At 65.8% G+C, this 20,888-nt stretch carries 22 protein-coding genes; 2 read left to right on the forward strand and 20 right to left on the reverse strand.

The features are described from left to right. Nucleotides 1–103 precede the first annotated feature (103 nt). On the forward strand, nucleotides 104–1,057 hold the full coding sequence (locus tag MK313_RS03280; RefSeq protein ID WP_287780098.1) for a M14 family metallopeptidase: 954 nt from the start codon (nucleotides 104–106) through the stop codon (nucleotides 1,055–1,057). After that, nucleotides 1,050–2,162 carry an AbrB family transcriptional regulator gene (locus MK313_RS03285; protein ID WP_287780099.1) on the forward strand — a complete coding sequence of 371 codons (1,113 nt, stop codon included), beginning with the start codon at nucleotides 1,050–1,052 and terminating at the stop codon, nucleotides 2,160–2,162. The genes MK313_RS03280 and MK313_RS03285 overlap by 8 nt, the downstream gene beginning before the upstream one ends. A gap of 18 nt (nucleotides 2,163–2,180) precedes the next feature. On the opposite strand, the gene cynS is transcribed toward MK313_RS03285, so the two are convergent. The 20 genes from cynS to MK313_RS03385 form a co-directional block, all read right to left on the reverse strand. Further along, nucleotides 2,181–2,627, reverse strand: coding sequence for a cyanase (gene cynS, locus MK313_RS03290; protein ID WP_287780100.1), 447 nt, complete (start codon nucleotides 2,625–2,627; stop codon nucleotides 2,181–2,183). Nucleotides 2,628–2,666: 39 nt separating this feature from the next. Next, nucleotides 2,667–3,581 carry an ABC transporter ATP-binding protein gene (locus MK313_RS03295; protein WP_287780101.1) on the reverse strand — a complete coding sequence of 305 codons (915 nt, stop codon included), beginning with the start codon at nucleotides 3,579–3,581 and terminating at the stop codon, nucleotides 2,667–2,669. Between the two features lie 12 nt (nucleotides 3,582–3,593). Continuing rightward, nucleotides 3,594–4,433 carry a nitrate ABC transporter permease gene (gene ntrB / locus MK313_RS03300; RefSeq protein WP_121218562.1) on the reverse strand — a complete coding sequence of 280 codons (840 nt, stop codon included), beginning with the start codon at nucleotides 4,431–4,433 and terminating at the stop codon, nucleotides 3,594–3,596. 3 nt (nucleotides 4,434–4,436) lie between these two features. Next, nucleotides 4,437–5,798: a CmpA/NrtA family ABC transporter substrate-binding protein gene (locus MK313_RS03305; protein ID WP_008943401.1), complete on the reverse strand. Its 1,362-nt coding sequence runs from the start codon at nucleotides 5,796–5,798 to the stop codon at nucleotides 4,437–4,439. Between the two features lie 166 nt (nucleotides 5,799–5,964). Then, nucleotides 5,965–6,768: an SDR family NAD(P)-dependent oxidoreductase gene (locus MK313_RS03310; protein WP_287780102.1), complete on the reverse strand. Its 804-nt coding sequence runs from the start codon at nucleotides 6,766–6,768 to the stop codon at nucleotides 5,965–5,967. A gap of 152 nt (nucleotides 6,769–6,920) precedes the next feature. Further along, nucleotides 6,921–8,453: an acyl-CoA synthetase gene (locus MK313_RS03315; protein WP_287780103.1), complete on the reverse strand. Its 1,533-nt coding sequence runs from the start codon at nucleotides 8,451–8,453 to the stop codon at nucleotides 6,921–6,923. Nucleotides 8,454–8,523: 70 nt separating this feature from the next. Further along, the gene (gene ccmI / locus MK313_RS03320) at nucleotides 8,524–9,939 is read right to left on the reverse strand and encodes a c-type cytochrome biogenesis protein CcmI (RefSeq protein ID WP_287780104.1); all 1,416 of its coding nucleotides are present in this window, start codon (nucleotides 9,937–9,939) and stop codon (nucleotides 8,524–8,526) included. Next, nucleotides 9,936–10,418: a cytochrome c-type biogenesis protein gene (locus tag MK313_RS03325; protein ID WP_008943405.1), complete on the reverse strand. Its 483-nt coding sequence runs from the start codon at nucleotides 10,416–10,418 to the stop codon at nucleotides 9,936–9,938. The genes ccmI and MK313_RS03325 overlap by 4 nt, the downstream gene beginning before the upstream one ends. After that, a complete protein-coding gene (locus MK313_RS03330) occupies nucleotides 10,415–10,942 on the reverse strand; it encodes a DsbE family thiol:disulfide interchange protein (protein WP_121218574.1) in 528 nt (175 codons plus the stop codon). The genes MK313_RS03325 and MK313_RS03330 overlap by 4 nt, the downstream gene beginning before the upstream one ends. 9 nt (nucleotides 10,943–10,951) lie before the next feature. Continuing rightward, nucleotides 10,952–12,937: a heme lyase CcmF/NrfE family subunit gene (locus tag MK313_RS03335; protein WP_287780105.1), complete on the reverse strand. Its 1,986-nt coding sequence runs from the start codon at nucleotides 12,935–12,937 to the stop codon at nucleotides 10,952–10,954. 10 nt (nucleotides 12,938–12,947) lie between these two features. Then, nucleotides 12,948–13,439, reverse strand: a complete 492-nt coding sequence (gene ccmE, locus MK313_RS03340) for a cytochrome c maturation protein CcmE (RefSeq protein ID WP_287780106.1) — start codon at nucleotides 13,437–13,439, stop codon at nucleotides 12,948–12,950. Then, nucleotides 13,432–13,596, reverse strand: coding sequence for a heme exporter protein CcmD (gene ccmD, locus MK313_RS03345; RefSeq protein WP_287780107.1), 165 nt, complete (start codon nucleotides 13,594–13,596; stop codon nucleotides 13,432–13,434). The genes ccmE and ccmD overlap by 8 nt, the downstream gene beginning before the upstream one ends. 116 nt (nucleotides 13,597–13,712) lie before the next feature. Then, the gene (locus MK313_RS03350; protein WP_287780108.1) at nucleotides 13,713–14,450 is read right to left on the reverse strand and encodes a heme ABC transporter permease; all 738 of its coding nucleotides are present in this window, start codon (nucleotides 14,448–14,450) and stop codon (nucleotides 13,713–13,715) included. Nucleotides 14,451–14,452: 2 nt separating this feature from the next. After that, nucleotides 14,453–15,133, reverse strand: coding sequence for a heme exporter protein CcmB (gene ccmB / locus MK313_RS03355; protein WP_287780109.1), 681 nt, complete (start codon nucleotides 15,131–15,133; stop codon nucleotides 14,453–14,455). Further along, nucleotides 15,130–15,795 (reverse strand): heme ABC exporter ATP-binding protein CcmA, encoded by a 666-nt coding sequence (gene ccmA / locus MK313_RS03360; RefSeq protein ID WP_287780110.1) that lies wholly within the window; start codon nucleotides 15,793–15,795, stop codon nucleotides 15,130–15,132. The genes ccmB and ccmA overlap by 4 nt, the downstream gene beginning before the upstream one ends. A gap of 70 nt (nucleotides 15,796–15,865) precedes the next feature. Then, entirely contained in the window at nucleotides 15,866–16,216 is a 351-nt protein-coding gene (locus MK313_RS03365; protein ID WP_287780111.1) for a hypothetical protein, read from the reverse strand. A 15-nt stretch (nucleotides 16,217–16,231) separates the two neighbouring features. Continuing rightward, complete coding sequence (locus MK313_RS03370) at nucleotides 16,232–17,467, reverse strand: phenylacetate--CoA ligase family protein (RefSeq protein ID WP_287780149.1); 1,236 nt, start codon at nucleotides 17,465–17,467, stop codon at nucleotides 16,232–16,234. A gap of 19 nt (nucleotides 17,468–17,486) precedes the next feature. Beyond that, a complete protein-coding gene (locus tag MK313_RS03375) occupies nucleotides 17,487–18,335 on the reverse strand; it encodes an ABC transporter ATP-binding protein (protein WP_287780112.1) in 849 nt (282 codons plus the stop codon). A 67-nt stretch (nucleotides 18,336–18,402) separates the two neighbouring features. Next, nucleotides 18,403–19,719 carry an ABC transporter substrate-binding protein gene (locus MK313_RS03380; RefSeq protein ID WP_287780113.1) on the reverse strand — a complete coding sequence of 439 codons (1,317 nt, stop codon included), beginning with the start codon at nucleotides 19,717–19,719 and terminating at the stop codon, nucleotides 18,403–18,405. 88 nt (nucleotides 19,720–19,807) lie between these two features. After that, the gene (locus MK313_RS03385) at nucleotides 19,808–20,887 is read right to left on the reverse strand and encodes a branched-chain amino acid ABC transporter permease (protein WP_287780114.1); all 1,080 of its coding nucleotides are present in this window, start codon (nucleotides 20,885–20,887) and stop codon (nucleotides 19,808–19,810) included. Between the last annotated feature and the right edge of the window lies 1 nt (nucleotide 20,888).

Below are 20,888 nucleotides of genomic sequence, written 5' to 3' on the forward strand. Positions count from 1 at the left end.
GCAAGGACCGTGCAGTCCTGTCATTCGCGCAAGACTATGGCAGAGTGGATGAAACGCGCCTAACGTGGCGCATCCCTCTCGCAAGCCAAGACGAACGGAACCCGTGAGCACCGCCGAATACAAGGTCGAGCTGACCGCGCCCGATATCAGCGCCTACCGCGCCGGAAATACCGGCATCGATTACGCAACCACCTTCGACAGTGGCAAGCCCGGCCCGCATGTGATGGTGAATGCCGTCACCCACGGCAACGAGCTGTGCGGCGCCATCGCCCTGGATTACCTGTTTCGCAACGACATCCGCCCGCAGACAGGCAAGCTGACCTTCAGCTTCGCCAATGTGGAGGCCTATCTCAGCTTCGATCCCGCCAACCCCACCGCCTCGCGCTTCGTCGAGGAGGATTTCAACCGGATCTGGTCGGAAGAGGTGCTGGACGGGCCGCGCGACAGTGTGGAACTGCGCCGCGCCCGGCAGATGCGCCCGCTGATCGACAGCGTGGACTATCTGCTGGACATCCATTCGATGCAGCACCCGACCGCCCCGCTGATGCTGTGCGGGCCGCTGGAAAAGGGCATCACACTGGCCCGCGCGCTGAAACATCCGGAGATCGTGGTGTCCGACAAGGGCCACGCCGCGGGAAAGCGGCTGCGCGACTATCGTTTCTTCGGCGACCCGAACGATCCGCGCAACGCGCTGCTGATCGAATGCGGCCAGCATTGGGAAAAATCTAGCCAGACCGTCGCCCTGGACAATGCGCTGCGCTTCCTGGCCCATTACGGCACGATTGACCGGGAGGTGATGGACCGCCACCTCTCCACACAGGAGCTGACGCCGCAGAAGGTGATCCAGGTCACCGACCCGATCACGGTGAAAAGCGACAGTTTCCGCTTCGTCGCCGACTATAAGGGGCTGGAAGTCATCGAGAAGAAGGGCTCGCTGCTCGGCCATGACGGCGACGAGCCGGTCTATACCCCACATGACCGCTGCGTGCTGATCATGCCGTCGCGCCGGCTGACCAAGGGCCAGACCGCCGTGCGGCTGGGGCGCTTCCTTGACTGAGGACGCCCCTAAAGACGCCATAGGCGGCAAAGGTCCGGCGAAGCTCTGGCAGATCGCACTGGCCCTCGCCATCGGCGCCATCGGCGGCTACATCTTCCTGATGCTGCGCCTACCGCTGGCCTGGATGATGGGCGCAATGGTGTTCACCACCGCCGCAGCCATCGCCGGGATACCGATCCGCATGGCGATGAAGCTGCGCACCGCCTTTCTTGCCATCCTGGGTGTCATGCTGGGCAGCGCCTTCCGCCCGGACATCATCGACCAGCTGGGGCAGTGGATCGTCAGCGCCATCGGCATCGTCGCCTATGTCAGCCTCGCCGGCTGGCTGGTCTATCAGTATTACCGGCGCTTCAGCGGCTACGATCAGGCGACCGCCTATTTCGCCGCCTCGCCTGGCGGCCTGTCGGAAATGATCATGATGGGCACGGCGATGGGCGGCGACGAGCGCATCATCTCGCTGACGCATGGCGCGCGCATCCTGCTGGTGGTGCTGACAGTGCCGCTGTTTTTTCGCTATTTCCTAGGCTACGAGCCGCCGCCGCGCGGCGTGACCGGCATCTCGATCCTGGACATGCCGCTCTATGACCTGACGCTGCTCGGTCTGTGCGCGATCATCGGCGCCTTCCTCGCCAAGCTGGCGCGGCTGCCGGCCTCGCTGCTGGTCGGGCCGATGCTGTGCAGTGCGGCCATCCATCTGGCCGGGCTGACATCGCACGCCCCGCCCTTCGAGCTGGTGACCGTCGCACAGATCGTGATCGGCAGCGCCATCGGCTGCCGCTTCGCCGGTACGAAACTCGCCCTCGTGCGTCGCACGGTCGGCGTCACCATGATCTCGACCGGGATCCTGCTGGCGGTCACGCTGGTCTTCTCGGTCGGCCTGCATCTGCTAACCGACCTGCCGACGCTGGATATCGTGCTGGCCTTCTCGCCCGGCGGCCTTGCGGAGATGAGCCTAGTCGCACTGGCCGTCGGCGGCGACACCGCCTTCGTCTCCAGCCACCACATATTGCGCATCATCGTGGTGGTGCTGCTGGCGCCGCTGGTGTTCCGGCTGTTCGTCCGGCGCTCCGCCCTGCTCAGCCGCCCGAACGCGGCGGACGACTGAGCAGAAGCGCCGCGGCCCTCAGTACATCTTGTACTTCAGGAACTTGCCGCTCATCGTGATGGAGACCCGGTCGCCGGCGGGATCAGGCTCGCGCTTCAGATCCATCTTGAAGTCGATGGCGCTCATGATGCCGTCGCCGAACTCCTCCTCGATCAGCGCCTTGAAGGTGCTGCCATAGACATTGACCAACTCGTAGAAGCGGTAGATCAGCGGATCGGTCGGCACCGCCGTCGGCAGCGAGCCGCGATAGGGCACCTGCTGCAGCAGCTTCACCTCGAAATCGTCCAGCCCCAGAAAGGTGCCGATGGCCTTGGCAGCTGGTTCCGGCAGCGGCATCTGCCCCATCAGCGCGGCAGTCGCATATTCCTTCGACAGCCCTTCCGCCTTGGCGGTGATGTCCTTCCACTTCAGGCCCTTGGCAATCTTGATGTCGCGGATCTTCGCAGTCAGCTCTTCACGAGTCATCGTTCTGTTTTCCCTGATCTTCTTGATTTGCGGTAACGCTCAGCGGCCAGCGGACTTGACCTCCAGCGGGGCTTCCCCGGCGGAAATCGGGCGCGCCGGCGGCTGGCCGACGCCGGGTTTGGTGATCGGCGGGTGTTTCGGGTCATAGCCGGGTGCCGACAGCTCCGCCTTGAAGCTGTTGGCGCGATTCACCAGGAACTCCAGCAGGTGGTTGCGCATCGGGTAATAGTGCGGATGCCGGTGCATGTCCTGGCGGGTGCGGCCCTTGGGCAGCGTGTTCTCCACGATCTCGCAGACCCGCGCCTGCGGGCCGTTGCTCATCAGCACGATCTTGTCGGCCAGCAGGATAGCCTCGTCGATATCGTGGGTGATCATGAAGCTGGTCTGCTGCGTGGCGCCGCAGATCGCCACCAGCTCGTCCTGGAGCGAGCCGCGCGTCAGCGCGTCCAGCGCGCTGAACGGCTCGTCCATCAGCAATATGTCCGGCTTGATGGCCAGCGCCCGGGCGATACCGACGCGCTGCTTCATGCCGCCAGACAGCTGCGAGGGCTTCTTCAGCTCGCTGCCGGTCAGATGCACCAGGTCGATATATTTCTGGCAGTGCGCGCGCACCTTCGCCTTGTCCCAGCCGGGATAGCGGGACCGCACGGCGAAGGCGATATTGCCCATTACGCTGAGCCACGGCAGCAGCGCGTGATGCTGGAAGATGACGGCCCGGTCGAGGCTGGGGCCGGTGATTTCCTTGCCGCCGACGATGATGCCGCCGCCGCTTGAGTCGTCCAGCCCCGCCAGAATGTTCAGCAAGGTGGTCTTGCCGCAGCCGGAATGGCCGATCAGGCAGACGAACTCGCCCTTCTCGATGCCGAACCAGATATCGTCGAACACGGTGACGGAGTCGCCGCCGCGCGGCGGCGGGAAGGTCTTGCGCAGACCCTCGATGCGGATATGGGCCATGCTGCCGCCCCTCTATTCCTGATAGGCGACAAGGCGGGCGAACCAGCCGAGCACCTGGTCCAGCACCATGCCGATCACGCCGATGGCCAGGATGGCGATGATCACGTTGGTGATGGAAAGATTGTTCCACTCGTTCCAGACGAAGTAGCCAATACCGGTGCCGCCCACGAGCATCTCCGCCGCCACGATGACCAGCCAGGCGATGCCGATGGAAATGCGCACGCCGGTCATGATGGTGGGCGCCGCGGCGGGCAGGATAACGGATATCGCCGTCCGCAGCTGGCCGACCTCCAGCGTGCGCGCGACGTTCAGCCATTCCCGCCGGACCGACGCCACGCCGAAGGCGGTGTTCAGCAGCATCGGCCAGACCGAGCAGATGAAGATGACGAAGATCGCCGACAGGTTGCTGTCCTTGATCGTGTAAAGGGCCAGCGGCATCCAGGCGAGTGGCGAGATCGGCTTCAGCACCTGGATGTACGGGTCCAGCGCCTTATAGACCAGCGGCGACATGCCGATCAGGAAGCCCAGCGGAATGGCGAGGATGACCGCCAGCCCGAACCCCAGCAGCACGCGCAGGATGGAAAAACCGAGCTGGATGCCGATGCCCTTATCGTTCGGCCCGTTGTCGTAGAACGGGTCGGTGACGTGCTGCCACAGCTTCAGGCCGATCTCCCCCGGCCCCGGCATGGCGGAGGCGCCGGTCACCGCCGTCGCCCCCATCAGCTTGGCATATTCCGGGTCGAGGTCCGCCGCCTTGCCGCCGCCGCTCACCGCCGCTTCCCAGGCGGCGATGAACAGGACGAACAGCAGGACCGAGAGCAACGCCGCCCGCAATCCCAGGGAGAGCTGCATGCGCTAGACCCTCTTGATCGCGAAGCTGGAGATATACTCCTCCGGCTTGGCCGGATCGAAAGCCTTGCCCATGACCGAGAAGCTCTTGGTGGTGGCCGTCGGCGGCGTCAGCCCTACCTCTGCCATCAGCTTGGCGGCATCGGTGGCGAGGAACACCTCCTTGGCGACGCCGGCATAGTCGATCTCGCCGGTGATCTGTCCCCAGCGCTTCATCTGGGTCAGAATCCAGACGGCGAAGCTCTCCCACGGGAACGGGGCGAAGTCGATGCGGTCGGGCACCTTCTGCACCTTGCCGAGGCCGTCCGCGAAGGTGCCGGTCAGCACCTGCTCTACCACCGTTACCGGCTGGTTCAGGTAATTGGCCGGCGCGATCGCCTCGGCGATCTGCTTGCGGTTCTCCGGCTTGGTCGCGAAGGCCGTGGCGTCGATGATGCCCTTCAGCAGCGCGCGGTAGGTGTTCGGCATGGTGGTGACGAATTCCTTGCTGGCGGCAAAGGCGCAGCACGGGTGGCCGTCCCAGATTTCCTTGGAGAGGATATGGATGAAGCCAACACCGTCATAGACCGCGCGCTGGTTCACCGGGTCGGGCGCCAGGAAGCCATCGAGGTTTTCGGCCCGCAGATTGGCCACCATCTCGGGCGGCGGCACGGCGCGGATCTGCACGTCCTTGTCGGGGTCCACTCCATGCTCCGCCAGGTAATAACGCAGCAGGTAATTGTGCATCGAATAGTCGAAGGGCACGGCGAACTTGAAGCCCTTCCAGCTCTTCGGATCGCGCTTGTCCTTATGCTTCATCGCCAGGGTGATCGCCTGGCCGTTGATGTTCTCCACCGCCGGCATGGTGTAGGGGATCGGGTTGGAGCCGGCCCCCAGGCTGATCGCCAGCGGCATGGGGGAGAGCATGTGCGCGGCGTCATATTCCTTGTTCAGCGTCTTGTCGCGCACCACCGCCCAGCCGGCGGTCTTGATGACCTCGACATTCAGCCCGTGCTTGGAATAGAAGCCCATCGGATGCGCCATGATGATCGGCGTGGCGCAGGTGATCGGAATGAAGCCCACCTTCAGATCGGTCTTCTCCGGCTTGCCGGTGCCCTGCGCAAAGGCCTCGCGCGCCGCCGCCAGCGGGAAGAACTCGTTGATCGCCGCCAGCGCCGTACCGGCGCCAACCGCCTGCAGGAAGGCGCGCCTTGTCGCATCCTGCGGGAACAGCGCACGGACGATGGCCGCGTCAACCACCCGGCTGTCGCGCGCCTCCTCATCGGCGGCCAGCTTCTGCCGTTCGGCGATATCGTGATCATGCTGGCTGGCATGCTCGCCGCACGAGCAGCCCAGCCGGGCTTTCGGATCGAAGGGATCTTGGAACATGCCGCCTCCACTGTTTCTTGTTGCAACGCAACACAGCTATAGGCAAGGCGCATGCCAGAGAAAAAATCGCGCTATCTCAACGGAATAGATTCTTTATATTGGAATATGCTAAGCAACTGCCTGCTAAATTAGCTGCAGGTGCAAAAAATGCATGCACTTGCGAAGATCACACGCATTTCGCGGTCAGGCCGCCATCGACCACCAGTTCCGTAGCGGTGATGTAGCGCGCCTCGTCGGAGGCGAGGAACAGCGCCGCATGCGCCACGTCCCAGGCGTCACCCATGCGGCCCATCGGGCATTGCGCGTCGCGCGCACGGATCATCGCCTCCACATCGCCCGGCTTGCCATAGGCGCCGGTCAGCCCCTCGCGCACCATCGGCGTGTTCATCAGGCCCGGCAGGATGGTGTTGGCGCGGATGCCCTTCGCCGCATATTGCAGCGCCACCGAGCGGGTGAAGGGCACGATGGCGCCCTTGGTCGTGGAATAGACGATATAGGGCACGCCCAGCCAGCGATTGCCGGCAATCGAGCCGATATTGACGATGGCGCCGCCGCCCTGGCGCTCCATCACCGGCAGCACATGCCGGCAGGTCAGGTACAGGGAGGTCAGGTTCACCTGCAGCACCTTGTCCCATTCCGCCTCGTCCAGCTCCACCGGGCCGCCCAGCCCCATGATGCCGACATTGTTGTGCAGGATATCGATACGCCCGAACCGGTCGAGGCAGGCTTCCACCATCGCCCTCACCTGCGCGCTGTCGGTCACGTCGCAGGTATGGGCGGCAATGGTGCCACCCTCGGCCGCGACGATGGCGCGGGTTTCCTCGACTGCCTGGCTGTTGCGGTCGATGGCGAAGATCTGCGCGCCCTCCCGCGCGAACAGCGCCGCGACCGCCTTGCCATTGCCCCAGCCCGGCCCGACGGAGCCAGCCCCGGTGACGATGGCCACCTTGTCCTTCAGCCTGCCGGCCATGGTTTTCTCCCTGTTGGTGACTTTTATTATGGTCTGTCATGCCCGGACTTGATCCGGGCATCCAGGGGCGGTGCCCAGCCCTTAACCCCGGTGCTTGTGGCCCTGGATTGCCGGGTCAAGCCCGGCAATGACAAAGCGATAACTCCCTCCGCCTACACCCCTTCCTTCTCCAGCAGGGCGCGCAGCTCGGTCTTCAGGATCTTGCCGTAATTGTTCTTCGGCAACGCCGCGATGAAGCGGTAGCGCTTCGGCCGCTTGAAGCGGGCGATATTGTCCAAGCATAGCGCGTCCAGCTCCGCCTCCGGCACGCGTCCCCCTTCCCGCGCTACCACGAAGGCCACCACTTCCTCGCCCCAGTCGGCATGCGGCGATCCCACCACCGAGACCTCGGCCACCTGCGGGTGGGTCAGCAGCACCTCCTCCACCTCGCGCGGATAGATGTTGGAGCCGCCGGAAATAATGACGTCCTTGGAGCGGTCATGCAGGCTGAGATAGCCATCCTCGTCGAACGAGCCCATGTCGCCGGTATGCAGCCAGCCGCCGGCCAGCGTCTTGGCTGTCGCCTCGGGATTATTCCAGTAGCCCAGCATGACCGAATCGCCGCGGCAGATGATCTCCCCCACCTCGCCCGGCGGCAGCGTATTGTCGTCGGCATCGACCACGCGTACCTCGACCACGCTCTGCGCCTGCCCGGCCGACGCGATGCGCTGCTCCCAGCGCGGATGATCGCGCATCGCATACTGCGCCTTGGTCATGCCGGTGATGGTCATCGGGCTCTCGCCCTGGCCATAGAGCTGGGCGAGCTTGTTCCCCAGCACATCAAGCGCCTGCTTCACATCGGCCACATACATCGGCGCGCCGCCATAGACGATGGTCTTCAGGTTGCGCAGGTCCGCGCCGCCAATGCCCGGATGATTGACCAGCCGCTTCACCATGGTCGGCGCGGCAAACAGCGTCAGCCCCCGGTGATGCGGGATGAGGTCCGCCATCTCTGCCGGGTCGAAGCCACCGGAGTCCGGGATCACCTGCGTCGCCCCCATCATCATGTGCGGCAGCATGTAGAGGCCGGAGCCGTGCGACAGCGGTGCCGCGTGCAGAATGGAGTCGCCGGGCGCGATGGCGTCGATATCGACGAAATAGCTGAGGCTCATGGCGCGCAGATTGCGGTGGCTCAGCATCGCGCCCTTGGGCCGGCCAGTGGTGCCGCTGGTGTAGAACAGCCAGGCGAGATCGTCGTCGCCCGCCGCCGCCATCGGTACCGGGTCGGCCTGTAGCATCCACCGATGCTCTGCCGTACCGGTGCAGATAATGCGCTCCAGCGCCGGCAACTCGTCCGCCAGCCCGGCGATCACCGGTTCCAGGTCGGATGTCACGAAACACAGCCGCGCACCGCTATGCTCAAGGATGTACTGGAACTCGCGCGCATGCAGCTTGCCGTTGATCGGCACGGCGGCGAGGCCGGCATACCAGATGGCGTAGAACAGCACCACATAGTCTGGGCAGTTCTTCATCGCCAGCGCGACCCGGTCCCCCGGTTGCAGACCCATCGCCTGCAACGCGCCAGCGACGCTGGCTACCGAGCGCGCCATGTCGCGGAAGCCCAGCACCGTGCGCGGTCCCTGCGCCAGCGCTGGATGGTCGCCCAGCCGGTGAGCCGCACGCACCAGCATGCCCGCCAGATTCATGACTCCTCCCGAAATTCTTGTTCTTTTCGGGAAGTCTCGCAGAGCCCGGCGGCAGCGGCAAGCGGCTGCCTCAGTTCGGCAGCGCCTCGATGCGGCGGTCGATCTGTTCGCGCAAGGGGGAGTCCGCCGGCGCCATCTCGCGCAGCTCCGTCCACAGCCGTCGCGCGGTTGCCGTGTCGCCCTTGCGGGCGGCCTCGTTGCCCAGGAAGAACAAGGCCTGCGGGTTGGTGGCGTCCAGCGCGTTCAGCTTGCGCATCACCGCCATGAACTCCTCAGGCATCTCCGCCTCCGGCGTGCCGGGCGGGAACAGGGCCATCGCATAGCCGGTCAGCAACGGCACGCTGTCGGGGAAATGCGTCAGCGCCTCCTCATAGGCGGCGCGTGCCTTCTCCGGCTCGCCCTGAACGCCATAGGCCCGCGTCAGCCTGATCCAGCCATCCTCGTCCTTCGGCTGGTCCTTCAGCCGCTCGGCCAGCCGCTCCACCATGCCCTGCACGAAGGCCGCGCGCTCCTCCGGGCTCATCTGCTGCGCCGCCTCGACATCGGCGCGGCTGGGGCCAGCTGCCGGAGTCTCGCCGCCCCTCTGGCCGGCCATCTGGCCCATCTCCTGCCGCGCGGCCTCCCGCAGAGGCGCGAGGGCAATGCCATTCTCCGCCGCCAGCGACTCCATCCTCGCCGTCAGCATAGTCATCCAGGGGGCATCCGGCGGTGAGATCACCTGCAGCCGGGCCCAATTCTCCAGCGCGGCGCGCGGCTGGCCCGCCTGTTCCGCCGCCAGCCCCAGATAATAGAGCGAGCGCGGATCGCCGGGGCTGGAAGCCAGCACATGCTCGAACACGGTGCGCGCCTCGACCGGGACGATGCCCTGCTGCGCCTGCACCAGCATCTCGGCATAGAGGCCGAAACTCTCCGGATCGGCCTCCAGATGGGCAGCACGGCGATAGGCTTCGGCACTTTCCTCGAAGCGTTCCATCTGCCGCAGCGCGTTGCCGAGGCGCAGCCAGGAGGGCCGGTCGGCCGGATTCTCCTCAAGCCTGGCGCGCAGGGCTTGCACCTCGCCGGTCAGCGCGGCACTGCTCTGCGCCACCGCCTGGATTTCCGCCTGCCGGCTGGCCAGCGGCATGTCCGGCGCGCCGGGACTGCCCAGCGTCAGATAGATCAGGATGGCCCCCAGCGGCACGATGCCAGCGGCAAGCGCCAGCGCGAAAGCGCGGTAATGCGGCGGCACGGCGCCCGGCCCCACAGGCCCCTGCTGCCGGTCCTCGGCCAGCATGCGGCGCTGGATCTCGACCCGCGCGGCGGCAGCCTGGTCCTCGCTGAGTACGCCAGAGGCCAGATCGCGCTCGATCTCCTTCAGCTGTGCCCGATAGACGGTCAGCCCGTAATCGCGCCGGTCTGCGGCGCGGCCTGTTTCGCGCAGCAGCGGCCAGGCCAGCGCGGCAATGGTCGCGGCCGTCAGCAGGCCGATGGCAATCCAGATGATCATTTAGACTCGTCCTCGGCCATCAGCGCGTCGAGCCGCTTGCGCTCATCGGGGTCGAGCGGCACGGCCCCTGCCGGCACTGCATCCGCCGCCTTGCGGCTGCCGCGCAGGTAGAACAACACGCCGATGGCGCCCAGCAGCAGGATACCCGCCGGCCCGTACCAGAGAATCCAGGTGGACGGCTTCACCGGCGGCTTCAGCAGCACGAAATCGCCATAGCGCTGCACGACGAATTCGCGGACATCATCGTTGCTGTCGCCCTGCTTCAGCCGCTCACGCACCAGCAGACGCAGATCGCGCGCCAGCTCGGCATTCGATTCGTCGATGGATTCGTTCTGGCAGACCAGGCAGCGCAGCTCCTTGCCGATCTCGCGTGCCCGCGATTCCAGCGCCGGGTCAGCCAGCATCTCGTCCGGCTTCACCGCCTGCGCCGAGACCGGCAGCAGCAGGACGAAGAGCAGCGCCAGGACCAGCCGCCTCATCGCGCGACTTCCCGCAGCAGCGGCCGGATCGTCTGCTCGATATCCTTTGCCGTCAGCACGCCGACATGGCGGTAGCGGATATGGCCATCCCGATCCACGACATAGGTTTCCGGCACGCCATAAACGCCCCAGTCGATCGACACCCGGCCATCGGCGTCGGCACCGATCCTTGTATAGGGATTACCCAGCTCTTTCAGGAATCGCGCCACCGCCTGCGGCTTGTCCTTCTGGTTGATCCCGAAGATCGTCACCCCCTCGCGGGCCAGGCTGGTCAGCAGCGGATGTTCGATCCGGCAGGGCGCGCACCAGGAGGCGAAGACATTGACCAGCGCCACCTGCCCCTTCAGGTCGGCGGCGGACAGGCCCGGCACGCCCTCGATGGCCGGCGGCAGCGCGAAGGCCGGGACCGGCTTGTCGATCATTGCCGAGGGCAGGGTCTGCGGATCGCGCGTCAGGCCGACCGCGAAATAGCCGGCCACGGCAACGAACAGCAGAACCGGCAGCAGATAGAGCAGACGACGCATGAAAGCCCTTTACTCCGCCGGGACCGGCAGGGCGGCATCGCGGGACTGCCGCGCCGGGGCGCCGATGCGCAGCCGCCGGTCGGCCAGCGAGACCAGCCCGCCCGCCGCCATGATGACGGCACCGAACCAGATCCAGGGGACCAGCGGATTGTGATAGAGCCGGACGGTCCACAGTCCACCCTCATTGCTCTCGCCGATCACCACATAGAGGTCGGAGAGGCCGTTGGAGCGGATCGCCGCCTCGGTCGTCGGCATGCGGGTCACCGGATAGACACGGCGCTCGGGCGTCAGTTCGGCAATGAAATCGCCGTCCCGCCGGACGGTAAACACGCCCTGCTCGGCCATGTAGTTCGGCCCCTGCACCCGGCGCACCGCATCGAACTTCAGGTCATAGCCGGCAATCGACAGCGTCTCGCCGGGGCGCGAAGCGCTGACCGATTCCGTCTTCCACAGGATATCGCCGGTGATGCCATAGATCACGACGGCCATCCCGGCATGGGCGATCCACATCCCATAGGCAGACCGCGGCAGGCCACCGGCCCGGCGCAGGGCGTCGCCCAGCGGCACGCGGAACAGCTTCACCCGCTCCGCCCAGTCGGTCAGCACGCCCATCAGCAGCCAGGTGGCAAGCGCGAAGCCAAAGGCCGACAGCACCGGCGCACGCGTCGCGAAATAGAACACCGCCAGCGCCACGATGACGGACACGCCGATGGCGACCCGCAGCCGGCCCAACACGCCGGCCAGATCAGCACGCTTCCAGGCCAGCATCGGCCCGGCCGCCATCAGCAGCACCAGCGGCACCATCAGCGGAATGAAGGTGGCGTTGAAGAAAGGCGGGCCGACCGAAACACGCTCCCCGGTCATCGCATCCAGCAGCAGCGGATAGAGCGTGCCGAGCAGCACCGTCGCCGTCGCCGTCGCCAGCAGCAGATTGTTCAGCACGAGGCCGCCCTCGCGGCTGACCGGCTGAAACAGGCCGCCCGGCTGCAGGGAAGGCGCGCGCAGGGCGTAGAGCACCAGCGAGCCGCCGACGGCGAGGACCAGCAGCACCAGGATGAAGGCGCCGCGGTCGGGATCGACGGCGAAGGCATGCACCGAGGTGAGGATACCCGAACGCACCAGGAAAGTGCCCATCAGGCTGAGCCCGAAGGTGATAATCGCCAGCAGGATGGTCCAGCTTTTCAGCGCGTCGCGCTTTTCCACCACGATGGCGGAGTGCAGCAGCGCCGTGCCGGCCAGCCAGGGCAGGAAGGAGGCGTTCTCCACCGGGTCCCAGAACCACCAGCCACCCCAGCCCAGCTCGTAATAGGCCCACCAGCTGCCCAGCGCGATGCCCAGCGTCAGCGCGATCCAGGCGGCCAGCGTCCAGGGCCGGACCCAGCGCGCCCAGGCGGGATCGACGCGGCCCTCGATCAGCGCCGCCACGGCGAAGGAGAAGGCGACCGAGAAGCCGACATAGCCGAGATAGAGGAAGGGCGGATGGAAGGCGAGGCCGGGGTCCTGCAGCAGCGGATTCAGGTCGTTGCCGTCCAGCGGCGGCGGAAACACGCGCTCGAACGGGTTGGACGTCAGCAGGATGAACAGCAGGAAGCCGACGCCGATCATGCCCTGTACCGACAGCACGCGGGCCTTCAGGCTGGGCGGCAAATTGCGTCCGAATACGCCGACCATCGCCCCGAACAGCGCCAGGATCAGCGACCAAAGCAGCATGGAGCCCTCGTGATTGCCCCACACGCCGGTGATCTTGTAGAGCATCGGCTTGGCCGAATGCGAATTCTGCATCACGTTCGAGACCGAGAAGTCGGACGTGACGAAGGCCCAGATCAGCGCCAGGAAAGACGCCAGCACCAGCGCGAACTGCGCCCCGGCCGCCGCCGGGCCGGTCGCCATCAGTGCCGCCGATCCGCGTGCGGCGCCCAGCATCGGCACCAGCGACTGCACCGCCGAGACGAGCAGCGCCAGCACCAGGGCGTAATGGCCTATCTCAGCAATCATCGACGGATACTCATTTCCGGACGCTCTGCGACGCGTCCTCGCGCCAGTGCTCAGCCCGCTTCAGCGCCTCGGCGACCTCAGGCGGCATGTAAGTCTCGTCATGCTTCGCCAGCACCTCGCGGGCAACGAACACACCCTGCCGCAGCTCGCCCTCGGCGACCACCCCCTGACCTTCGCGGAACAGGTCGGGCAATATCCCGGTATAGGTCACCGGCAGGGAGTTCACCGTGTCAGTGACGCGGAAGGTGATGGTCATGCTCTCGGGGCGCTGCACGCTGCCCTCCTCGACCAGCCCGCCAAGACGGAACGGGCGGCCATCCTCGACCGGCTTGGCCTGAAGGTCGCTGGGGCTGAAGAAGAACACCAGATTATCCTCGAAGGCATTCAGCACCAGTGCTGTCGCCGAGGCGAGCGCCAGCATGCCGAGGCCGACGATATAGAGCCGGCGCTTCTTGCGTGTGCCGGCCTTGATGCGGCCCTTGCTGGAGGGGGCGTTACTCATCGGCGGCCTCCAGCCGGCGCAGTTCGGCCTCGCGCCGGCGCAAGCCGATCAGCGTTGCCGCCAGCAGCACGACCAGCACGGTGGCCGCCACCGCATAGGACGACCAGATATAGACGCCATGGCCGCCCATCGCGAAATAGCTGGAAAGATCGTTCAAATCGACACCCGATCCTCTGGCATGACACTTCGTTTACTAAGAATAGGGGTTCCGGCCGGCGATGCCAGAGGCGAACTACGCGGATTGCTGCGGCATCTCGTCTCCGTTCGTACGCCTTACGATCCCCACTCCTCCATCTGTCGCTGGCGCAAAACCAAAATACGCCGCTCCAGCAGCCGGCTGCGCACGCGCAGCAGCAACAGCACGAGATAGAGCAGCAGGAAGGCCAACCCCATCAGCAGCAGCGGCGTCAGCATATCCGGATGGATCGCCGGCGCATCCAGCCGCGACACGCTGGCCGGCTGGTGCAGCGTATTCCACCAATCGACCGAGAATTTGATGATCGGGATGTTGATCCAGCCGACCAGCGCCAGCACCGCGCCCGCCCGCGCGCCGCGCTGCGGATCGTCGAAGGCATTCACCAGCGCGATATAGCCGAGATACAGGAAGAACAGCACCAGCACGGAGGTCAGCCGGGCATCCCACACCCACCAGGTGCCCCACATGGGCTGGCCCCACAGCGCGCCGGTCGCCAGCGCGATGGCGGTGAAGCAGGCGCCGATGGGCGCACTTTCCTGGGCAATCAGGTCGGCCAGCGGATGCCGCCAGATCAGCGCCATGGCGCTGGCGATGGCCATCGAGCTGTAGCAGCCCATCGCCATCCAGGCCGAGGGCACATGCACATACATGATGCGCACTGTCTCGCCCTGCTGGTAGTCCGGCGGCGAATCGAGCAGGCCAAGATAGAGGCCCGTCCCCATCAGCAGGATGGTCGCCAGCGACAGCCAGGGCAGGATGAGCGCGCTGAGCCGCGAGAAGCGGGCCGGGTTCGCCAGATAATGCAGTTTCGACATCTCTATTCCACCGCATGACGCAGGGCGGCCGACGCCGCCCAGGGACAGAGCGGCAGCGCCGCCAGAAACAGCGCCGCCAGCAACATCAGATGGGGCGCGGTGGGATAGCCGCCAACCGCCGCATCGACCGCCGCCACGCCGAAGATCAGCACCGGCACCGTCAGCGGCAGGACCAGCAGCGATACCAGCACGCCGGACCGCCGCGCGCCCAGCGACACCGCCGCCCCCACCGCGCCCAGCAGGCTGAGCGTCGGCGTGCCCAGCGCCATCGCCGCGACCAGCGCCGCGAACCCGGCCAGCGGCAGGTTCAGCAGGATCGCCAGCACCGGCGCCGCCAGCAGCAGCGGCAGCCCGGTGGTAAGCCAGTGCGCCAGGCATTTGGCCAGCACCAGGAAGCCCAGCGGCAGCGGCGACAGCACCAGCAGCTCCAGCGAGCCATCCTCGTAATCTGCCTGGAACAGTCGGTCGAGCGACAGCATGGCGGCCAGCAGCGCCATCACCCAGATGACACCGCCGGCGATCCGGGCCAGTACCTTGGCATCCGGCCCCACGGCAAAGGGAAACAGCACCGCCCCCAGCACGAAGAAACCGACCACCAGCAACACGTCGGAGCCCTGCCGTCCGGCCAGCCGCAGATCGCGCCCCAGTACCGCGCTGAAACCGCCCAGCCCCAGCACGCTCATGCTGCGTCCCGCCCATTGGGCGCCCTGGTTGCAGAACGGGAAGGGGCGAAGCGATCCATCGTCAGCACATCGGCACCGGGCAAATCGATCTCCGCATGGGTGGACAGCACCACCATGCCGCCCTCGGCACGATGTTCGGCGATGATCTTCTCCAGCTCCGCGATGGTGGCCACATCCAGCGCCACAGTCGGCTCGTCGAGCAGCCACAGGCCGGTTTCCGCCGCCAGCAGGCGCGACAGGGCCAGCCGGCGCTTCTGCCCGGCCGACAGCCAGCGCCCCGGCGCGCCGGCCAGATGCGCGATGCCGAACCGGCGCAGCGCGGCCTGAACCCGCTCCGCACTGTCCTCGTCATGCAGGTCGGCCCAGAAGCCGAGATTCTCAAGGACGGTCAGCGTCGGCTTCACCGCGTCCAGATGGCCGACATAGCAAAGATCGGCGCGGTGCGCGTCAGGTTCCGCCGCGACCGGCGCCCCGGCACGGATGAGCGTTCCGGCTGCCAGTGGCAGCAACCCGGCCATGATCCGCAGCAGGCTGGATTTACCGCTGCCATTCGGGCCGCGCAGCAGCAATGCCCCGCCCGCCGGCAGCGCAAAATCGACGCCGGTAAAGACAAGCCGGTCGCCCCGCTGGCAGGCAAGGCCGTTGCCGCTGAAATCGTCCATGCCTCTTTCTTAGTCGTTGATCCGGTTCCGGTCCAGCGGACACGGGGCCGCACGGGCAAACGGCAAGGGATCACTGCTGCATGCGGCCACGGATATGTATGGCAAACCATCCCAGCAGCGGCGGGAACAGTGCCACCAGCAACCCGCTGATGGCGTGGCCGTTGCGGCTGCGCAGATATTGCAGATTGAACAGCGCGATACAGCGTTCCACCCGTTCGTAATTCCCGGCATAGCGCGCCCGGCAGTCCCGCTGTCCGGCATAATAGGCCGCATCATAGACCTGTGTTGTCGGCGGCCAGGTATAGAGCCAGACGATGGCGACACCGGCGATCCAGACAGCGCTGCCCAACGCCAGCAGCCGGTTGGCGTGGCGCTGCCGCCGTTTCTGCTCCTGCTTCCTGCTGTTCGCTGCCGCTGACATGGCGTCAGCATAGCATCACTCGTAGCTGCGGGTGTCCTCGATCACCTTGCCGTCATTCGGCAGGCTGCCGGGTGCGACCAGCTCGACCGTCCCCTTCAGCTTGGTGGTGGCCTGCAGGCTCTCGGCGATGCGGGCGGCCAACGCCGCATCCTGCGTGGCGGATTCGCAGTGCAGCACCATCTCGTCGCGCCCGGCGCTGCCGCCGACCACCAGCCGGAACCGGACGATCTCAGGATGGCGTTTCGCAGCGTCGGCCACCTGTCCGGGATGCACGAACATGCCCTTCACCTTGGTGGTCTGGTCGGCCCGGCCCATCCAGCCCTTGATGCGGCGGTTGGTCCGCCCGCAGGGGCTGAGCCCCGGCAGGATGGCGGACATGTCGCCGGTACCGAAGCGGATCAGCGGATAGTCCGGCGTCAGCGTGGTGACGACCACCTCCCCCACCTCGCCATCGGGCACCGGATCGCCGGTGCCGGGGCGCACGATCTCCACGATCACGCCCTCATCCAGGATCATCCCCTCCTGCGCCGGCGATTCATAGGCGATCAGCCCCAGATCGGCGGTCGCATAGCATTGCAGCACCTTGCAGCCATGGCCCGACAGCTCCGCACGCAGCGAGGGCGGCAGCGCCTCGCCCGAGACCAGCGCCTTCTTCAGGCAGGAAATATCGGCCCCCGTCTCCGCTGCCTTCTCGAACAGGATCTTCAGGAAGGAGGGTGTGCCGGCATAGCCGGACGGGCGGATATCTTCTATCGCGCGCAGCTGCAACTCGGTCTGGCCGGTGCCCGCCGGCACCACGGCGCAGCCCAGCGCGTGGGCCGCCGTCTCCAGCATCGATCCTGCCGGTGTCAGATGGTAGGAGAAGCTGTTGTGCAGGATATCGCAGGGCCGGAACCCGGCGGCATAGAGCGCGCGGGCGAAGCGCCAATAGTCCCGCCCCTGCCCTTCCGGATCATAGATCGGCCCCGGCGACATGAAGATGCGCGCCAGCGCGCTGGGCCGCTTGGCGTTCAGCCCGCCGAAGGGCGGGGCCTCCCGCTGCAGGGCGATCAGATCACCCTTGCGGGTGACCGGCAGCGCCGCCAGCGCCTCCCGGCTGGTCACCCCGGCCGGATCGACCCTGGCCAGCAGCTTGCCGAAATAATCGGTATTGCCCTTCGCATGCGCGACAATCGCCGGCAGGCGGTCCAGCAGCTGCGCCTCGCGCAGGGCCGGATCGCGGGTCTCCAGAATATCGAAATACGCCACTATCTCGCCTTTCCCAGCCATTCTAGCCGAGCCAGCGCTTGCGCCGGCGATACTGCTTCACGTCGCGGAAGCTCTTGCGGCCGGCACCTGACAGGCCGAGGTAGAATTCCTTCACATCCTCATTGTTGCGCAGGGCATCGGCAGCGCCATCCAGCACGATCCGGCCATTTTCCAGGATGTAGCCAAAATGGGCGTAGCGCAGCGCCACATTGGTGTTCTGCTCGGCCAGCAGGAAGGACACGCCCTCCTTCTCGTTCAGCTGCTTCACGATCTCGAAAATCTGTTCGACCAGCTGCGGCGCAAGGCCCATGGACGGCTCATCGAGCAGGATGATCTTCGGCCGGCTCATCAGCGCGCGGCCGATGGCGCACATCTGCTGCTCGCCGCCCGACGTATAGCCGGCCAGGCTGGTCCGCCGTTCCTTCAGGCGCGGGAAATAGTGATAGACCAGCTCCAGATCATCGGCGATGGCCTGCTGGCCCTCCTTACGGGTATAGGCGCCGGTCAGCAGATTCTCCTCGACCGTCAGATGCTCGAAACAGTGGCGGCCTTCCATCACCTGGATAACGCCCATGCGCACCAGCGCATCCGGCGTTAGCCCGTCAATGCGCGTACCGTCGAAATAGACGGAACCCTTGGTGACCTCGCCGCGCTCCGCGCGCAGCAGGTTGGAAATCGATTTCAGCGTGGTGCTCTTGCCCGCCCCGTTGGCGCCCAGCAGCGCGACGATGCCGCCCTGCGGCACTTCGAGGGAGACACCCTTCAGCACCAGGATCACATGGTCATAGATGACCTCGATATTGTTTACCGAGAGCAGCGCCCCGGCCGGTTCTGTGGCGGCGTCCAGTCTTTCTGCGGTTGCGCTGGTCATGGCGTCTTCCGTCATCCTCGGGAAAGAAAAGGGGGACCGCCCGCGACGGACGGTCCCCAATAGCCGATTACATCTTGCAGTCGCGCGGGGTGATGTTCTTTTCCTTCGCGTACTGCATGGCCGACGCCTCGTACATCTTGGTCAGCATCTCGCGGCGCGGGTTGATGAAGTCGGAGACATAGTTCCAGTTCTTGCCGTCCCACTGCTGGATGACGACGGCGCCGCCGCCCTCATGATCGTTGCAGGACAGCTTGATCGGCGACATCAGGCCGGTGAGGCCCAGCTTGTCGATCACTTCCTGGGTCATGTTCAGATTCTCGAAGCCCCACTGCACCTGCTCGCCGGTCAGCGGCTTGTTGCCGAACTTGCCCTGCGCGGTGCGGATCGCCTCCACCGAGACCGCCGCGTTCACCAGGCCGCGATTGTAGAGCACCTCGCCGAAGGTATCCTTGCCGACACCCATGTTCTTGGCGAACAGCTGATCGCGGATCTGCGCGTGGATCGGCGCCCCGGTGCCGGTGCCGGTAAACTGGGCCGACTTGTAGCCCTTGGCGGCAGCGCCAGCCGGCTTCACGTCAGCCTCAGAGCCCGACCACCAGATGCCGATGAACTTCTCCATCGGGAAGCCGACGGCGGCCGCTTCCTTGATGGCGGTCGCGTTCATCACGCCCCAGCCCCACATGATGACCCAGTCCGGCCGCAGCTGGCGGCCGATCTGCAGCCAGGTCGCCTTCTGCTCCAGGCCCGGATGGGCGACCGGGAACAGGTTCAGGCTGTAGCCTTCCTGCTTACCCAGCGCCTGCAGCGTGGCAATCGGCTCCTTGCCATAGGCGCTGTCATGATAGACCAGCGCGATCTTCTTGCCCTTCAGGCTGCCCTTCTCCTGCGCCTGGATGTACTGGATGATGGCGTCCGCCCCCGCCCAGTAGGTCGCCGGCGCGGTGAAGACATAAGGGAAGACCGAGCCGATGGTGGCGTCCGCGCGGCCATAGCCCATGGAGAAGACCGGAATCTTGTCGGCGGTCGCGCGCTCGATCAGCGCGTAGGTGATGCCCGTCGAATAGGGATTCACCAGCGAGGCGCCGGTCGCCCCCTGCTTCTTCAGGCGCTCATAGCACTCCACGCCGCGGTCGTTGTTATAGCTGGTCTCGCATTCTTCCCAGCTGATCTTCACGCCGTTCACGCCGCCATCGCGGGCGTTGATCAGCTCGAAATAATCGACGAAGCCATTGGCCAGCGGGATGCCGCTCGGCGCATAGGGACCCGTGCGATAGACCAGCAGCGGGATGAACTGCTCCGCCTTGGCCACGATCGGCGCCGCCAGCAGCGGGGCCGCAACCACCGCCGCACTGGCGGCGGTCAGAAGCAACTTCCTGATGTTCATGGTTTCACTCCCTGTTCCTTGGTTTTCTCCGTGTTGCCGGAACTCTTGCGGTTCCTTGCCCGAAGCTTTTCTGTCGCTTGCCGCCTGGTCAGTAGGGGAACGGCCAGAGCCGCATTTTCTCCTTCGCGATCTGCCAGAGCCGGGCAAGCCCGTGCGGCTCCACGATCAGGAAGAAGATGATGAGCGCCCCGAAGATCATGAATTCGAGATGCGCGATCATATCGACCGGGATCTGCCAGCCAATCAGTCCCGGCACGTTGTTCAGCAGGATCGGCAGCAGCACGATGAAGGCCGCGCCGAGGAACGATCCCAGGATGCTGCCCAGCCCGCCGATGATGATCATGAACAGCACCTGGAAGGAGCGGTTGATGTCGAAGGCCAGCGCCTCCACCGACCCGGTATAGATGAAGGCCCACATCGCCCCGGCGATGCCGATGAAGAAGGAGGAGATGGCGAAGGCCGACAGCTTGGCCAGCAGCGGCCGGATGCCGATGATCTCGGCGGCGATGTCCATGTCGCGGATCGCCATCCAGGACCGGCCGATCTTGCACCGCGTCAGGTTCTTCGCGATCAGCGCCATCACAGCCACGAAGCCCAGCAGGAACAGGTATTTCGCGACCGGCGAGGCGGAGGCCCCGGTGACATAGAAATCGCCGAACAGCGCGCGCGGCGGCGCCGAGATGACGCCGGACGGGCTGTAATTGTTGAACCAGCCGAACTTGTTAAACATCCAGATCAGGAAGAACTGCGCCGCCAGCGTCGCCACCGCCAGGTAGAACCCCTTGATACGCAAGGACGGCAGGCCGAACAGCACGCCAACCGCCGCCGCCACCGCGCCTGAGAGCAGGAAGACAATCAGGATGTTCATCTCCGGGAAGGCGGTGGACAGCTTGTAGGCGGCAAAGGCGCCACAGGCCATGAAGCCGCCGGTGCCGAGGCTGAGCTGCCCGGCATAGCCGGTCAGGATGTTCAGCCCGATGGCCGCCAGCGAGAACACCAGGAACGGCACCAGGATCGACAGCAGCCAGTATTCATTGGCCACCACCGGGATGACGAAGAAGGCGACGAACAGCGTCGCCAGCATGCCCCAGCGGTCCAGCCGAATCGGGAAGATCGACTGGTCGGCGGCATAGGAAGTCTTGAATTGTCCGGCCTCGCGGTAAATCACG

Origin of the sequence: Oceanibaculum sp., from assembly GCF_022449305.1 — a bacterium.
Taxonomy (GTDB): Bacteria; Pseudomonadota; Alphaproteobacteria; order Oceanibaculales; family Oceanibaculaceae; genus Oceanibaculum; species Oceanibaculum indicum.

Bases quoted from the DNA above. Each gene is read 5' to 3' on its own strand.
- cynS (WP_287780100.1), bottom strand. From the start codon at position 2,627: ATGACTCGTGAAGAGCTGACTGCGAAGATCCGCGACATCAAGATTGCC.
- MK313_RS03295 (WP_287780101.1), bottom strand. From the start codon at position 3,581: ATGGCCCATATCCGCATCGAGGGTCTGCGCAAGACCTTCCCGCCGCCG.
- ntrB (WP_121218562.1), bottom strand. From the start codon at position 4,433: ATGCAGCTCTCCCTGGGATTGCGGGCGGCGTTGCTCTCGGTCCTGCTG.
- MK313_RS03305 (WP_008943401.1), bottom strand. From the start codon at position 5,798: ATGTTCCAAGATCCCTTCGATCCGAAAGCCCGGCTGGGCTGCTCGTGC.
- MK313_RS03310 (WP_287780102.1), bottom strand. From the start codon at position 6,768: ATGGCCGGCAGGCTGAAGGACAAGGTGGCCATCGTCACCGGGGCTGGC.
- MK313_RS03315 (WP_287780103.1), bottom strand. From the start codon at position 8,453: ATGAATCTGGCGGGCATGCTGGTGCGTGCGGCTCACCGGCTGGGCGAC.
- ccmI (WP_287780104.1), bottom strand. From the start codon at position 9,939: ATGATCATCTGGATTGCCATCGGCCTGCTGACGGCCGCGACCATTGCC.
- MK313_RS03325 (WP_008943405.1), bottom strand. From the start codon at position 10,418: ATGAGGCGGCTGGTCCTGGCGCTGCTCTTCGTCCTGCTGCTGCCGGTC.
- MK313_RS03330 (WP_121218574.1), bottom strand. From the start codon at position 10,942: ATGCGTCGTCTGCTCTATCTGCTGCCGGTTCTGCTGTTCGTTGCCGTG.
- MK313_RS03335 (WP_287780105.1), bottom strand. From the start codon at position 12,937: ATGATTGCTGAGATAGGCCATTACGCCCTGGTGCTGGCGCTGCTCGTC.
- ccmE (WP_287780106.1), bottom strand. From the start codon at position 13,439: ATGAGTAACGCCCCCTCCAGCAAGGGCCGCATCAAGGCCGGCACACGC.
- MK313_RS03350 (WP_287780108.1), bottom strand. From the start codon at position 14,450: ATGTCGAAACTGCATTATCTGGCGAACCCGGCCCGCTTCTCGCGGCTC.
- ccmB (WP_287780109.1), bottom strand. From the start codon at position 15,133: ATGAGCGTGCTGGGGCTGGGCGGTTTCAGCGCGGTACTGGGGCGCGAT.
- ccmA (WP_287780110.1), bottom strand. From the start codon at position 15,795: ATGGACGATTTCAGCGGCAACGGCCTTGCCTGCCAGCGGGGCGACCGG.
- MK313_RS03365 (WP_287780111.1), bottom strand. From the start codon at position 16,216: ATGTCAGCGGCAGCGAACAGCAGGAAGCAGGAGCAGAAACGGCGGCAG.
- MK313_RS03375 (WP_287780112.1), bottom strand. From the start codon at position 18,335: ATGACCAGCGCAACCGCAGAAAGACTGGACGCCGCCACAGAACCGGCC.
- MK313_RS03380 (WP_287780113.1), bottom strand. From the start codon at position 19,719: ATGAACATCAGGAAGTTGCTTCTGACCGCCGCCAGTGCGGCGGTGGTT.